The sequence below is a fragment of the Burkholderia sp. LAS2 genome, from assembly GCF_018417615.1.
In the GTDB taxonomy this organism is placed as follows: domain Bacteria; phylum Pseudomonadota; class Gammaproteobacteria; order Burkholderiales; family Burkholderiaceae; genus Burkholderia; species Burkholderia sola.
Genome location: NZ_CP071052.1, coordinates 4428819 through 4443402, shown reverse-complemented (window position 1 = coordinate 4443402; position 14584 = coordinate 4428819). Strand labels below are relative to the sequence as shown.

Sequence of the window (14584 nt, the reverse complement as noted above, 5' to 3'; positions counted from 1 at the left end):
AGCCGCTACGCGCAAGCAGGCGGCTGCGGCGCGAGCCATGCATCGAACGGCGCCTGCTCGCCGATATTGAACAGTTCGAGCAGCAGCGCACGCAGCCAGCGATGGCCGGGGTCCGCATCGAAGCGCCGATGCCAGTACGCGTTGACGGCCCATTCGCCGGCGCCGGCGATCTCGTACAGCACGCACGGCTGGCGCGCCGCGAACGTGATCGCGATCGTCTCCGGCAGGATCAGCGCGTAATCGCCGTCCTGCAGCAACGCGGGCACCACCATGAAATCGGGCAGCGCGGCGCGCACGCGCGGCATCAGTTCGTGCCGTTCGAGCAGTTGCATCGACTGCCGATGCGACGTGACCGCGACGAAGCGCAGCGCGTCGGGCGCCGTGCCGTCGAGCACGAAATCGTCAGGCAGCCCGACGCGTTGGGCGGTGCGACGCGGCATCAACAGCACGCAGCGCTCGTGCAGCAGCGCGGTGCGCTGGAAGTGGCTCGACGCATCGGCGAAATGCCCGAGCGCGAAGTCGATGCGCCCGGATTCGAGCGCGACGTTGAGCTGGCACTCGTCGACGTGCAGCGTCTCGATCACCGCGCCCGGCGCACGCCGGTCGAATGCGGCGAGCAGCGTCGGCAGGAACGCGCTCGCCGCGAAATCGCTCATGTGCAGACGGAACACGCGCTGCGTGCTGTCGGGCGTGAAGCGCGAGCCTTCGTCGAGCACGTGCTGCAGGATCGCGAGCGCCTTGTCGACCGAGATCGCGAGCCGTTGCGCGCGCGGGGTCGGCTCGACGCCGGTGCCGGTGCGCACGAACAGCGCGTCGCGAAACATCAGCCGCAGCCGGCCGAGTGCATAGCTGACGGACGGCTGCGTGACGCCGAGCCGCAGCGCCGCGCGGCCGACGTGCCGCTCTTCATACACCGCGCGAAACGTCTTCAACAGGTTGAGATCGAGATCCTGCACACGCAGGCCGTCGGCGGCGTCGCTGTCGTGCGGCGCGGGTTCGGGGCGGGCCGTCGGCCGACCGGGGGCGGAGTGCGTCATCGAGCTTGCCTCGCGGTGACGGAAGGCGCGTGGCCGTAACGCCGCGCATACGCCTTCGCGAAATGGCCGAAGCCATGGATGCCGTGCGCGAGCAGCACGTCGGTCACGCTGCGCGCGTCGCCGCGTTGCAGCGCCGCGTGCACGGCGGCGAGCCGGCGCTCGCGCACGTACGCGGCCGGCGTGGTGTGCAGGAACGCGCGGAATGCATGCTGCAGCGTGCGCGGCGCGACGCCCGCGACGGCCGCCAGCGCGGCGAGCGCGAGCGGTTCGTCGAGGTGCGCATCGACGTGAGCGCACGCACGCCGCACATGGGCCGGCAGCGGCGGCGTGCCGCGCAGCAGCGTGTCGCTGTACGAATGCGGCAGGTGCGTGAGCAGCAGCGACATCAGCCACGCGGTGAGGTCGGTGCCGAACACCGGCGACGCGATGCCGATGCCCGGCTGCGCGCCGATCCGGCACAGGTACTCGAAGGTCGGCAGCACGAGCGCGGCGCCCGTGCCGGCGCCGCCGGCCGCCACGTCGAATTGCAGCGGGCGCGCGAGCGGCGCGCGAAGCATGTCCTGCAGCTTGCGTTCGAGCGCGCCGCGTTCGAGCCGCAGCACGAGATTGCGGCAATCGGGGCTCGTGCGCAGGCGGCTCGCGAGCGCGGGCGACGACACGGTCAGCGCGCCGGGGCCGGCGTACGCGACGACGTTGCCGGCCTGCAGCTCGCACGCACCGGCGAGCGTCAGCCGGAACAGGAAGTGATCGGCGTCTTCGCCGAACTCGATGCGCGTTTCGCGTCCGTAGCTGAGTTCGAGCAGCGCGCCGTGATGCAGTGGCACCTCGTACAGCTCCGCGCGAAACGGATCGCGGCCGGACGCGGCCATCCGGTGCGGTCCGAGCCGATGCGCGACCGCGCGTTCGACTTCGTCGGGGGCGTGCAGCGTGCCGAGCCGGTTCGGTGCATGGCGGGAAAGGGCGATGTCCATTGATAGACCTCGTAGCGGATGCAGGGGCGCGTCGGCTTGCGCAGCGTCGCGAATGCGTTGCGCGAACGGGCGCGTCGTTGCGTGTTTTGAAGCGACGCGGCGCAGGCGGCCGCGTAGTCTCGGGCGTACTCGATCACCAGGAGAAGACGATGAAGGTATGTGTTCTGGGCGGCGGCCACGGCTGCCATGCGGCGGCCATCGACCTGCTCGAAAAAGGTCACGACGTGACGTGGTGGCGGCGCGATCGCGAGCCGCACGCGCGGCTGCGCGCGCTTGGCGTGTTGAACGTCACCGACTATCGCGGCAAGCGCGCGGTGCCGCTCGGCGATGCGCCGGGCGCGATCCGCCTGACCGACGATCTGGCCGCCGCGCTGCACGGCGCGCAACTCGTCGTGGTGCCGTTGCCGGCCACGTCGCACGACGCGCTTGCCGCGCAGGTCGCGCCGCTGCTGGAGGACGGCCAGGTCGTGTTCCTGCCGCCCGGCACGTTCGGCAGCGCCGTGTTCGCCCGCGCGGCGGCCGATGCCGGCAACCGTTCGCGCGTCGCGTTCGCCGAAACGGGCACGCTGCCGTACCTGGTGCGCAAGTATCGCGACAACGACGTCGTGATCAGCGCGTACGCGACGCGCCTGCCGACCGGCGTGTGGCCGGTGAATGCAGCCGGCTGGGCGTTCGACGTGTTGCGCGCCGGCTATCCGTCGGTCGAGCCGGTCGAGGATGCGTTGTCCGGCGCGCTGATGAATGCGGGCCCGGTGATCCATCCGCCGCTGATCCTGATGAACGCCGGACCGCTCGAACACTTCGACGCGTGGGACATCCACAACGAAGGCACGCAGCCGTCGATCCGCCGCGTGACGAACGCGCTCGATGCCGAACGCATCGCGGTGCGCGAAGCGCTCGGCTATCGCGCGCCGCATTTCCCGCTCGCCGATCACTACGCGATCGACGGCGACGAGTGGATGTACGGGCGCGGCGCGCACGGCAAGCTGACCGATAGCGGCGACTGGCGCGAGAAGATCGATCTGCGCACGCATCGCTACATGCTCGAGGATACCCGGCTCGGGCTGTCGTTCATCGTGTCGTGCGGGCGCTGGGCCGGCGTGCCGACGCCCGTCGCGCAGGGGCTGCTGAGCATCGCGAGCGCGGTCGCGGGGCGCGACCTGTATGCGGAGGGCCGCACGCTGGAGCGGCTCGGGCTCGCGGCGCTGTCGAAGGACGCGCTGCGCGCGCTGGTCGATGCGGGGTACGCGGCATGAAGGCGGCCGACGATGTGACGCGCATCCACGTGCTCGGCGCGGGACGGATGGGGCAGGGCATCGCGCTCGTGTTCGCGTTTGCCGGCCTCGACGTGACGCTGATCGACTTCAAGCCGCGCGATGCGGCTGGCCGTCGCGCGTTCGACGCGCGCACGCGCGACGAGATCGCCCGGCCGCTGCATGCGCAGCTCGCGCTCGGCCGCATCGATGCCGCACAGGCCGACGCCGTCGTCGCGCGCATCGCACTGGTGGCGCGGGACGGCGCGGCCGACGCGGTGCGCGATGCCGATATCGTGTTCGAAGCACTGCCCGAAGTGCTCGATGCAAAGGTCGACGCGCTGCGGTGGCTCGGCGAACACGTCGATGCGCACGCAACGATCGCGTCGACCACGTCGACGTTCGTCGTCACCGAATTGCAGCGCCACGTTGCGCACCCGGCACGAATGCTGAACGCACACTGGCTGAATCCCGCGCTGCTGATGCCGCTCGTCGAGGTCAGCCGCAGCGACGCGACCGATCAGGCCGTTGTCGACACCGTCGCAGCGCTGCTCGAACGCGTGGGCAAGAAGCCGGTGATCTGCGGGCCGGCGCCCGGCTACATCGTGCCGCGCATTCAGGCGCTCGCGATGAACGAGGCCGCGCGGATGGTCGAGGAAGGCGTGGCCAGCGCCGAGGACATCGATATCGCGATCCGCACCGGCTTCGGTCCGCGCTTCGCGGTGCTCGGGCTGCTCGAATTCATCGACTGGGGCGGCTGCGACATCCTGTACTACGCGTCGCAGTACCTGGCCGGCGAGATCGGCCCGCGCTTCGCGCCGGCCGCGAGCGTCGTGCGCAACATGGAAACCGGGCGCGACGGCGTGCGCACGGGCGCCGGTTTCCACGACTATGCGGCGGTCGACGTGCCCGCGTACATGCGCCAGCGGCTCGGCGAATTCGCGCGGCTGCTCGACCATCTCGGGCTGGCGCCGGCGTTCGACAGCGCGCGGCGCGGCCGGGACGCGTAGCCTGAACATTGCGGCTGCGTGCGCTTGCGGCGCCGCGCAAGCGCGCACGTGGCGCCGTGGACCGGTGCGCCAATCGCCCACCGGCAACGCGGGTGCGGCGGCCGGCGCGGGCCGCGCGCTCATGCCGTGTCGCCGCGCGTGCCGGCTGCCGGCACGGCACGCGTCTCGCGCATCACGCACAGCGTCGCGACCGTGACGAGGCCGAGCGCAATGAGGAACAGCGACACGGGCCACGACGCGTGATAGCGCGCGAGCAGCGCGGTCGCAATCAGCGGCGACATCCCGCCCGCGAAGATCGACGCGACCTCATGACCGAGCGCGACGCCCGAGTAGCGTACTTCGGTGCTGAACAGTTCGCCGACGAGTGCCGGCAGCGTGCCGATCATCGCGCCGTGGCTCACCGCCGTGCCGACCGTCAGCGCGAGCCACACGAGCGGCGTCACGCGCGTGTCGAGCAGCCAGAAGAACGGAAACGCGCATGCGACGAGACTCAGCGCGCCGATCAGGTACACGGGCTTGCGGCCGATCCGGTCGGACAGCCGGCCCCATGCGAGCATCGCGCCCATCTCGACGATCATCGCGATCATCACGCCGGTCAGCATCGTGCCGTTCGGAATCCCGACGTATTTTCCATAGACGAGCGAGAACGCGAGGAAGATGTAGGCGCCGCCGTTCTCGGCCACGCGCAGCCCCATCGCGAGCAGGATTTCCTTCGGATGACGGCGGATGCACTCGACGATCGGCAAGTGCGTGTGTGCGCCGCGCTTGCCGGCCTGCTCGAAGTCGCGGCTTTCCGGCAGATGGCGGCGGATATAGATGCCGATCGCGAAGATCGCGATGCTCGCGAGGAACGGCAGCCGCCAGCCCCACGTGCGGAACGCGTCGTCCGGCAGCGCCTGCGCGGCGAGAAACGCGGCCGACGACAGCACGAAGCCGCCGCCCACGCCGAGCTGGCTCCACGCCGCGTAGTAGCCGCGCTGCTCGGGCGGCGCGTTCTCGCTGATCATCAGCACGCCGCCGCCCCATTCTCCTCCGGACGCGATGCCCTGCAGCAGGCGCAGCACGACGAGTGCGGCCGGCGCCCACAAGCCGACCTGCGCATAGGTCGGCAGCAGGCCGATCGCGAACGTCGACGCACCCATGATCAGCAGCGTCCATACGAGCGACGCCTTGCGCCCGTAGCGATCGCCGACGTGGCCGAACACGATCCCGCCGAGCGGCCGCGCGACGAAGCCGAGCGCGAACGCCGCGAACGCGGCGAGACTGCCGGCGAGCGGCGATGCGCCGGGCGGAAAGAACACGTGGCCGAACACGAGCGCCGCGGCCGTGCCGTACACGAAAAAGTCATACCATTCCATCGCGTTGCCGGCGACGGAGGCGATGACGATCCGGCGTAGCTGCCGGTCGGCGAGCGGCCGGGCGGCGCTCGGGGATTGCACGGTGTCGGTCGGGTACATGGCGGACTCTGAAGGGGGAGGCAGGCGCGTGCCGTCTTGTGCGGCACTGCGGGCTAGTGTTGTCGGCCCCGCCGGCCCCGGTCAAATCCGCAGAAAAAGGGGAGTGTCATCACTCCGGCAAATGATGGGTGCGTACCAGCCGTGCGATCAGGACCGGAAAAATCGTATTCATCCTATAGGCGACACAGCATTTCCACATTATCAATCTCGATCCACGTGAGATGTGAGATCGCTGATGAAGAATGCACAAGGCCACGAAATGGTTCGCCTGGGAGACGCCACCGATCATGGTGGCGAAGTCATCGAATGCGCGAACGACCTGAAACATCTCGGAGTCGGCGTGGCGCTTGACGGCCATAGTGTTCGTTGTCGGAAATGCGGCGGTGTTTTTCCGTTATCCCAGATGACACGCGTGTGATGGCGGGGCTACATCGCATGTTGATTTTCCATTATTACTGGATGATTTCGCACATGCAAAATCAGATGGGCGGAGCCTATATGAAACCCGCTGTGCCGATCGCACAGGCCGAGGTGTGCAAGCTGTTGAGAGCGTCACCGGAAACGGCGGCCAAGATGGTGAGTTTCGAAGAGGGATACCGGAGCCAGTTACATGAAGAAGATGCTTATGCGTGTGCGGAAGTGGTGCAAGCCTATTGGGACCGCCCTGATCGTGCTTTCGTGCGTAACCCCGGTACATGCACAGGAGGATACGATGCTTCACTTGACGCCATTGGGGGAGGGATTTGAAATGCAGGCGACCGACGAAGAGCAGCGCGTTGCGCTGCGCACCATCCTTAAAACAGCAATGGCAATCCTGCGCGATGATGCGTCATACGATCCGAAGAATATTATCTTTGGGACAAACTACACGACGTGGACGCACCCTCCGGCAAAAGGGCTTCTTTATAAATACAAAAATCGTGCGCTGTGGGGTACGAAGATTGAATTTTCCACTGGCGATGATCCGGAGGACTACAGTGAGGATCGCGATAAAGTGAAAATCGTTCCGGCTGGGGTAAGAATTGTCGTTGACGCAAGGGTTGCCAATCTGCCTGATACGGAAATCAAATCACTCCTCCAGTTAGAGGACTATTGGATTGACTCTCGAGGGAATCGTCGGTATGGGAATGAAATAACGACGCGCACCCCAGATGCCCCCAACTTGCAGTCCTTTCGCTATCGCTCAAAAGACGTCGCCGGGAGCAAATTTCCTATCGATGTCGATCTTGGTTACATCAACCCGGTGGATGGATCCTTTCCGCATCGACTGTGGATAGTTGAGATAAGCCGCATATACAGGATTTTGACACCGGAGGAACGCGAACAGCGCCGCTTGGAAGAGCAACAAGCGAAGCGCCACAAATACGGGTTGATGAATCTGTGTACGGGGATGCTGTGTCCTGAAACGGGGATCTGGCAGGGATACACGAAGACTTCCAGTTCGGATATTCATATGATCCGGAAGGGACATGAATTCCCCGATGTCCGCACGCTGACCCCTCGGGAGCAAGCGGAACGGAAGCAATACACGAACTTGTTTGAGCCGGGTCAGTGGATGTGGGTAAAGGAATATGTGGAGCCGGAGTGGATGAAGGAAGGCTGACCTGAAAATTGCAGCACGGGCGGCGGGGCTTCCGACAACAATCTCGCGTTGCGGGACGTCCCCGCCCGCATCCCGGTGTATCGATTCTGGCCTTCATGCGACGTGGCATGGCGCGCTCAGCGCCACGTCGCCCGTACGCCGTCCCCCGTTACCGCTCGATCTGCCGGTTCCACCGCGTATCCCACTGCGCACGGCGCGCGTTGATCGCGGTCCAGTCGACCACCGTCACCTTGCGCACCAGGTCGTCGACGTTGCCGAGACTCTGCTGCATCGCGGCCGGCATCTTCGCGAGACGGTTGGTCGGGATCTGCTTGCCGGCCTCGGCCGCCTTCGTCTGCGCGGGCGCGGACAGCAGGAACTGAGCGAGCTTCTGCGCGAGTTGCGGGTCGGGATTGTTCGCGACCACGCACAGGTCGACGAGCAGCAGCACCGGACCTTCCTTCGGGTTCGCATACGCGACCGGGATGCCCTTGTCCTGCAGGTCGCCGACGCCGGTCGGCGTCAGCGGGAACAGGCCGGCCTCGCCGGTCTGCACCATCTCCGAGATCTTCGCCGAGTTCGGGATGTACTCGACGACGTTCGGCCCGACCGTGCTCGCCCACTTGCCGAAGCCGGGCTCGACGTTCTGTTCGTTGCCGCCGAGCAGCCGGTTGATCGCGAGGAAGCCGTGCAGCCCGAACGTGCTGCTAGACGCCGACTGGAACACGACCTTGCCCTTGTATTTCGGATCGGCGAAATCCATCCACGACGTCGGCGGCGCCCAGCCTTTCTCGGCGAACAGCTTCTTGTTGTAGGCGATGCCGGTCATCCCGAGCTGCACGCCCGCGCCGACGTCGTCCTTCATCCGCGCGAACGGGTACAGCTCCTTCAGCACCGGCGAATCGTCGAGCTTCTGGCACACGCCAAGGCTCACCGCGCGCGCCATCACGCCGTCGTCGAGGAACGCGACGTGGATCTGCGGCTTGTTGCGGTTCGCGAGCAGCTTCGCGAGCACGTCCGACGACGTGCCGGGCACGATCACCACCTTTACGTTGTTCGCCTTCTCGAAGTCGGGCAGCACCTGGCTCGTATAGGCCTTTTCCATCGGCCCGCCGTTCATGCCGACGTAGATCGTCTTCGTTTGCGCGTACGCGGGCGCGCCGACGCCTGCGATGCAGAGGGCGGCGGCGGCCGCGATCGTTCCGAGCAGTTTCATCTTTGTGTTTCCTCTTGACGGAAAGGGGCGGCCGGCATGGCTTGGGGGAAGAAGCGGCCGATCGAGAATGCATCGAGTGGCGTGGCGGTTTCGCCGGTGGTGACGAGATCGGCGAGCACGTCGCCGACGCCCGGCGCGAGCAGGAAGCCGCCGCCGGAAAAGCCGAACGCATGCAGCAGGTTCGGCGTGGTACGGCTCGCGCCGATGATCGGGTTGTGGTCGGGCGTACAGCCTTCGACGCCGCTCCACGTGCGGATCAGCAGCGCGTCGCGCAATGCGGGCAGCAATGCGCAGGCGTCGCGCATCACCGCGCGCGTCGTGTCGACCGACGGCTGGCCGAACTCGCCGTCGCCGCGGCCGCGGCCGCCGCCGATCACGCAGTTGCCGCGCGCGACCTGGCGGGCGTACACGCCGCCGCCATACACGCCGAGGTTGTGCGCGATGAACGGCGGTAGCGGCTCGGTCACCCACATGTTCGGATAAATCGGCTCCATCGGGACAGCTTCGCCGAAGCGTTCGGCGATCGTGTTCGCCCATGCGCCGGCCGAATTGATCAGCCACGTCGCGGTGTGCGCGCGACCGCCCGCCTGCAAGTGAAAACGTGCGCCATCGTGATGAACCGCGTCGACAGGCGTGTGCTCGAACACGTCGGCGCCCGCTGCGCGGGCCGCGTGCGCGAACGCGGGCGACACGAGGCGCGGGTTCGCATGGCCGTCGGTCTCGCACAGCGAGCCGCCGAGCGCCGCGCGGCCGAGCCACGGGTAGCGGCGGCGGAACGCGTCGCCGCGCATTACCTGCAGCGGCAAGCCGTGTTCGCCGGCGAGCACGGCGTATGCGTCGAGCGCGTCGAGATCGGCATCGCTGCGCGCGAGCCGCAAGTGGCCGGACACGACGAATTCGCCGTCGATGCCGATCAGTTCGGGCAGGTGATTCCAGATGCGCCGCGCCCGCAGCGCGAGCGGCAATTGCTCGGCCGGGCGGCCCTGGCAGCGCACGCCGCCGTAGTTCACGCCGCTCGCCTGCGCGCCGCAGTCGCGCCGCTCGAACAGCCCGACGCGCAGTCCGCGGTGCGTGAGCGCAAGTGCGGCCGACGCGCCGACGAGGCCGCCGCCGACGATCGCGACGTCGTAATGCCGGATCTCACTCATCGCGCGCCTCGTCGGGAATCGCCGCGACGTCGTCGCCCGCGAGCGCGGCCGAGATCGGGAACGGCTTCACGGGTGGTTGCGCACGCAACCGCCCGACGTCGGCGAGCGGCCGGCCGGTTTCGGCGGCCAGCACGAGCGCGGCCGCGTCGCCGCACATGCGGCCCTGGCAGCGGCCCATGCCGACGCGGGTCAGCGCCTTCAGCCGGTTCAATTCGGTCGCCGCGCCTTCGCGCACGCAGCGGCGCAGCGTGCCCGCGTCGATCTCCTCGCAGCGGCACACGATCGTGTCGTCGGGGCAGCGGGCAACCTGTTCGGCCGGCGGCGCGAACGCCGCCTCGAGGCCCGCGCGGAATGCGCCGATGCGGGCGAGCGTGCGCTCGAGCGCCGCCGCGTCGGGCTGGCCGGGCGGCGAGCGCGATGCGACGCCGGCATCGTCGAGCAGCGCGAGCGCCGCACGCCGGCCCGACGCTTCGGCCGCGTCGGCGCCTGCGATGCCCGCGCCGTCGCCGGCGACGTAGACGCCACGTACCGACGTGCGACCGGCCGCGTCGCGTTCGGGCAGCCACGCGCGATTGAGCGGGTCGAATTCGAACCGGCAGCCGGCGAGATCGGCGAGCTGCGTTTCGGCGCGCAGGCCGAAGCCGAGGCCGAGCGCATCGCAGTCGAGCACGCGCGGTGGCGTGGGCTGCGCGTCGTCTCCGGCGGCGCGCCATGCGAGCCCCGTCACGTGCTGGTCGCCGAGCACGCGTTCGAACGTGACACCCGTTTCGATCGCGACACCATGCGCACGCAGCCAGCCGTTGTAGTAGAGCCCTTTCGCGAAGATCGACGGCATGCGCAGCAGCGCGGGCGCGGCGGCGGCCTGGCGGCGCAGCGGGCTCGTGTCGAGTACGGCCGCGACGTGTGCGCCGGCCTTCGCATACTGGTAAGCGACGAGGTAAAGCAGCGGCCCGGTGCCCGCGAACACGATGCGTCGGCCGATCGCGCAGCCCTGCGCCTTCAGCGCGACCTGCGCGCCGCCGAGCGTATAGACGCCCGCGAGCGTCCAGCCCGGCACGGGCAGCATGCGGTCGGTCGCGCCGCTCGCGACGATCAGGTGCGAGTACGGCACCGTCACTTCGCGGCCGTCCTGCAGCGTGTCGACGCGGCCCGCGCCGCACGACCACGCCAGCGTGTTCGGCCGATAGTCGACGTGCGGCAGCAGCGCGGCCATCGTCCGGTGCACCGCGTCGGCCTTCGCGGCCTCGAAGCCGTACAGCGTGCGCTTGCCGCGCACGAACGCGGCGTCGGCCGGCGGTTGACGATAGATCTGTCCGCCCCAGCGCGCGTTCTCGTCGATCACGACCGGGCGCAGCCCGGCGTCGACGAGTGCCTCGGCCGCGCGCACGCCGGCCGGCCCCGCGCCGACGATCACCGGTTGCAGTGCGGCGCTCACGATGCGTCTCCGGTCGCGGCCGGCCGGGCGGCCGTGAGAATCCGCATGCCTTCGGCGATCGGCGTCGAGCACGCGCGCACGCGTGCGCCGGCTTCGGTGCGCACCCAACAGTCCTGGCAGGCGCCGATCAGGCAGAACCCCGCGCGCGGCAGGCCGCTGAATTCGCTGGCGCGCACGCGGCGCTGCGCGACGAGGATCGCGGTGAGCACGGTGTCGCCGGCAAGCGCGTGCGCAGGCCGGCCGTCGAGCATGAACGCGACGGCGGCGCGCTCGCGTTCGGCGACGCGCACGAACTGCGCGCCGTCGTCCGCGATGCCGGGGGAACGGGAAACGGGAGTCGTCATCAATGTTGGCCGATCAGGATGCGGTTCAGGCCGTACACGCGATCGAGCAGCAGCATCGCGCCGGCGGTGATGAAGATGACGAGCGCCGATACCGACGCCATCATCGGATCGATCGATTCGGTCGCGTACATGTACATGCGTACGGGCAGCGTGACCGTCTGCGGCGACGTGACGAAGATCGACATCGTCAGCTCGTCGAAGCTGTTGATGAACGCGAGCAGCCAGCCGCCGGTGATGCCCGGCACGATCATCGGCAGCGTGATCCGGCGGAACGTCGTCCACGGGTCCGCGCCGAGCGAGCACGCGGCCTGCTCGATGCTGCGGTCGAGGCCCGCGACGGACGCGAGCACGAGCCGCATCACGAACGGCGTGATGACGATCATGTGCGCGAGCACCAGCCACGCGAACGAGCCGGTCGCGCCGATCAGCGCGAAGAAGCGCAGCAGCGCGATGCCGAGCACGAGACCGGGAATCACGAGCGGCGACAGCAGCAGCCCGTTCAGGAATGCGCGGCCGGGAAACGTCGCGCGGCCGATCGCGAGGCCGGCCGGCAACGCGATCGCGAGCGACAGTGTTGCCGACGCGAACGCGAGCTTCACGCTGTTGACGAACGCGGTGACGAAGTCGGGATAGTCGAGGATCGCGCGGAACCAGCGCAGCGACACGCCGCGGGTCGGCAGCGTCAGCGTTTCGCTGGGCGTGAACGCGACCAGCACGACGATCGCGAGCGGCGCGAGCACGAACAGGATCACGAGCGTGTGGAAGGCAAGGGCGAAGGGGCCGTTCTTTCTCATCGCGATGCGCCTCCGAGGCTGCGCGCGTAGCGGCGTTCGAGCACGCGGTAGTAGGTGAGCATCACGACGAGGTTCGCGGCGAGCAGCAGCACCGCGATCGTCGCGCCGAGCGGCCAGTTCAGCGAGCCGAGGAATTCGTCGTAGACGGCCGTGGCCGCGACCTTCAGCCGGCGTCCGCCGAGCAGGCCCGGAATCGCGAACGCGCTCGCCGACAGCCCGAACACCATCAGGCTGCCCGACAGCACGCCGGGCATCAGTTGCGGCACGACGATGCGGCGCAGCGTCGTGAACGGCGACGCGCCGAGCGACAGTGCCGCGTGTTCGGTCTGCGGATCGAGCCGCTGCAGCGCGGTCCACACGGGAATCACCATGAACGGCAGCATCACGTGCACCAGCGCGACCACGATCGCGAACGTCGTGTATTCGAGCTTGTACGGCCCGAGCCCGACGAGCCCGAGCGCCTGGTTCACGAGGCCGCTCGTGTTCAGCAGCATGCTCCAGCCGAACGCGCGCACGACCACCGACACGAGCAGCGGCGCGAGGATCGCGAGCAGGAACAGCGAACGCCACGGGTCGCGCATCTTCGACAGCACGTACGCTTCCGGCGTGCCGATCGCGACGCAGATCGCGGTCGTCAGCGCGGCGATGCCGAACGTGCGCGCGAAGATCGTGTGGAAGTACGACGAGCCGAGCACTTCCGCGTAGTTGCCGAACTGGAACGCGGCGATCGGGCCGGTGGCCGGGTCGAACCGGTAGAACGTCAGCACGAACGTCATCGCGAGCGGCGCGAGCACGAGCGCGGCGAACAGCGCGAAGGCCGGCGCGCACATCAGCCACAGCGGCGCGTGGGCGCGCCAGCTCGCACGCGGCGCGTTACCGCCGACGGTGCGGAGCGATACCGCATCGGCGGCGGCCGGGGCGGCCGCGAGCCCGGCCGGCGCGCCGTCGGTCGAGAGCGGGCGGGAAGGCTGTCCCATTCAGGCCTCCCGGCGCATCACGCGCACGGCATCGCTGTGCCAGTCGATGCCGACCGGCGCGCCTTCCTCGAGCGGCTCCGCGCCTTCGTTCTGGCAGCACACGAGCACTTCGCCGAGCGCGCTGTCGACGCGGTAGAGCCACTGACTGCCGAGGAAGAATCGGCTCGTGACGGTCGCGGCGAAGCGGCCGGCGTCGGGCGCGCACAGCCGCAGCTTCTCGGGGCGGATGCAGACCGACACCGCGTCGCCCACGCGCACGTCGCGTTCGCGCGGCGGCAGGTGCGCGGTGCGGCCGGTCTCGGCGAGATCGTGTCCGAGGTCGATGCGGATCGCGTCGCCGTCGTGTGCGACGATCGTGCCGGGCAGCAGGTTCGCCTTGCCGATGAACTGCGACACGAAATGATTCTCCGGGCGTTCGTACGCGCGGTACGGCGTATCGGTCTGCGTGATGCGGCCGGCTTCCATTACGACCACGCGGTCGCTGATCGACAGCGCTTCCGACTGATCATGCGTGACCATGATCGTCGTCGTGCCGATCTTGCGCTGGATCGCGCGCAGCTCGAACTGCATGTCCTCGCGCAGCTTCGCGTCGAGGTTCGACATCGGTTCGTCGAGCAGCAGCACCGGCGGCTCGATCACGACCGCACGCGCGATCGCCACGCGCTGCCGTTGGCCGCCCGACAGCTCGCGCGGAAAGCGGTGTGCGAGCGCGTCGAGGCGCACGAGCGCGAGCGCCGCGCGGATGCGCTCCGTGCGCTCGGCCTTGTCGACGCCGCGCATGTCGAGGCCGAAGCCGACGTTCTCCGCGACGCTCATGTGCGGAAACAGCGCATAGCTCTGGAACACGATGCCGAGCCCACGGCGGTTCGGCTTCAGGTGCGTGATGTCCTGCCCGTCGAGCGCGATGCGGCCGCGCGTGACGTCGACGAAGCCGGCGATCATCTGCAGCGTGGTGGTCTTGCCACAGCCGGACGGCCCGAGCAGCGACACGAATTCGCCTTGTTCGACCGACAGGTTGACGCCCGCGACGGCGGTGAGTTCGCCGAAGGTTTTCGTCAGATCCGTAAGCGTGAGAAACGACATGGGGAGCTCCGGGTTCGCACACCGCATGGCCGGTGCGCCGATGACGCGGACTCTAGCCAGCCATATTTGGGAGCGTCAATTTCGAATTCTGCTGAACGGGATGAATTTCTGAAAAATTCCATTGAATGGAACGAATGCGAAAATCGCCTGCGAATCATTCCGGTGGGTGAGGGGCGGCCGAGCCGCAAAACGTGCGCGTCAATCCCGTGCACACCCGGATGCCCGCGGATTTTCGACCGGACGACAATGGCGGCTAGCGTATTCCGTTCAATGAAAT

General features: G+C 68.3%; 15 protein-coding genes. 5 read left to right on the top strand and 10 right to left on the bottom strand.

What is annotated here, in order from left to right; genetic code table 11:
* Positions 1–5: 5 nt before the first annotated feature.
* Positions 6–1037 carry a LysR family transcriptional regulator gene (locus JYG37_RS20315; protein ID WP_050014426.1) on the bottom strand — a complete coding sequence of 344 codons (1032 nt, stop codon included), beginning with the start codon at positions 1035–1037 and terminating at the stop codon, positions 6–8.
* On the bottom strand, positions 1034–2008 hold the full coding sequence (locus JYG37_RS20310; RefSeq protein ID WP_050014427.1) for an AraC family transcriptional regulator: 975 nt from the start codon (positions 2006–2008) through the stop codon (positions 1034–1036). Before JYG37_RS20310 ends, JYG37_RS20315 begins: the two co-directional genes overlap by 4 nt.
* Before the next feature lie 149 nt (positions 2009–2157).
* Between JYG37_RS20310 and JYG37_RS20305 the strand changes: the two genes are divergently transcribed.
* Together JYG37_RS20305 and JYG37_RS20300 are read left to right on the top strand one after the other, a co-directional pair.
* Positions 2158–3264: an NAD/NADP-dependent octopine/nopaline dehydrogenase family protein gene (locus tag JYG37_RS20305; protein ID WP_050014428.1), complete on the top strand. Its 1107-nt coding sequence runs from the start codon at positions 2158–2160 to the stop codon at positions 3262–3264.
* Positions 3261–4271: a 3-hydroxybutyryl-CoA dehydrogenase gene (locus tag JYG37_RS20300; RefSeq protein WP_124594108.1), complete on the top strand. Its 1011-nt coding sequence runs from the start codon at positions 3261–3263 to the stop codon at positions 4269–4271. Before JYG37_RS20305 ends, JYG37_RS20300 begins: the two co-directional genes overlap by 4 nt.
* Before the next feature lie 119 nt (positions 4272–4390).
* Here the strand turns inward: JYG37_RS20300 and JYG37_RS20295 are convergent, their stop codons facing one another.
* Positions 4391–5728, bottom strand: a complete 1338-nt coding sequence (locus JYG37_RS20295) for an MFS transporter (protein WP_050014430.1) — start codon at positions 5726–5728, stop codon at positions 4391–4393.
* A 235-nt stretch (positions 5729–5963) separates the two neighbouring features.
* On the opposite strand from JYG37_RS20295, the gene JYG37_RS20290 reads away from it, so the two are divergent.
* The 3 genes from JYG37_RS20290 to JYG37_RS20280 are packed head-to-tail and all read left to right on the top strand — an operon-like array spanning position 5964 to position 7331.
* Positions 5964–6146 (top strand): PAAR domain-containing protein, encoded by a 183-nt coding sequence (locus JYG37_RS20290; RefSeq protein WP_239468954.1) that lies wholly within the window; start codon positions 5964–5966, stop codon positions 6144–6146.
* A 17-nt stretch (positions 6147–6163) separates the two neighbouring features.
* Positions 6164–6475 (top strand): hypothetical protein, encoded by a 312-nt coding sequence (locus JYG37_RS20285; RefSeq protein WP_089489708.1) that lies wholly within the window; start codon positions 6164–6166, stop codon positions 6473–6475.
* A complete protein-coding gene (locus JYG37_RS20280) occupies positions 6441–7331 on the top strand; it encodes a hypothetical protein (protein ID WP_249746018.1) in 891 nt (296 codons plus the stop codon). Before JYG37_RS20285 ends, JYG37_RS20280 begins: the two co-directional genes overlap by 35 nt.
* Positions 7332–7479: 148 nt before the next feature.
* On the opposite strand, the gene JYG37_RS20275 is transcribed toward JYG37_RS20280, so the two are convergent.
* Genes JYG37_RS20275 through JYG37_RS20245 form a run of 7 tightly spaced genes read right to left on the bottom strand, consistent with a single transcriptional unit; the run spans position 7480 to position 14307 of the window.
* On the bottom strand, positions 7480–8526 hold the full coding sequence (locus tag JYG37_RS20275; RefSeq protein ID WP_124554454.1) for an ABC transporter substrate-binding protein: 1047 nt from the start codon (positions 8524–8526) through the stop codon (positions 7480–7482).
* Entirely contained in the window at positions 8523–9674 is a 1152-nt protein-coding gene (locus tag JYG37_RS20270; RefSeq protein ID WP_213345776.1) for an NAD(P)/FAD-dependent oxidoreductase, read from the bottom strand. The genes JYG37_RS20275 and JYG37_RS20270 overlap by 4 nt, the downstream gene beginning before the upstream one ends.
* Positions 9667–11109: an FAD/NAD(P)-dependent oxidoreductase gene (locus JYG37_RS20265; RefSeq protein ID WP_213345775.1), complete on the bottom strand. Its 1443-nt coding sequence runs from the start codon at positions 11107–11109 to the stop codon at positions 9667–9669. The genes JYG37_RS20270 and JYG37_RS20265 overlap by 8 nt, the downstream gene beginning before the upstream one ends.
* Positions 11106–11453, bottom strand: a complete 348-nt coding sequence (locus JYG37_RS20260; RefSeq protein WP_213345774.1) for a (2Fe-2S)-binding protein — start codon at positions 11451–11453, stop codon at positions 11106–11108. Before JYG37_RS20260 ends, JYG37_RS20265 begins: the two co-directional genes overlap by 4 nt.
* Positions 11453–12247, bottom strand: coding sequence for an ABC transporter permease (locus JYG37_RS20255; protein ID WP_050014437.1), 795 nt, complete (start codon positions 12245–12247; stop codon positions 11453–11455). The genes JYG37_RS20260 and JYG37_RS20255 overlap by 1 nt, the downstream gene beginning before the upstream one ends.
* Positions 12244–13224, bottom strand: coding sequence for an ABC transporter permease (locus tag JYG37_RS20250; protein ID WP_050014438.1), 981 nt, complete (start codon positions 13222–13224; stop codon positions 12244–12246). The genes JYG37_RS20255 and JYG37_RS20250 overlap by 4 nt, the downstream gene beginning before the upstream one ends.
* Positions 13225–14307: an ABC transporter ATP-binding protein gene (locus JYG37_RS20245; protein ID WP_050014439.1), complete on the bottom strand. Its 1083-nt coding sequence runs from the start codon at positions 14305–14307 to the stop codon at positions 13225–13227.
* Between the last annotated feature and the right edge of the window lie 277 nt (positions 14308–14584).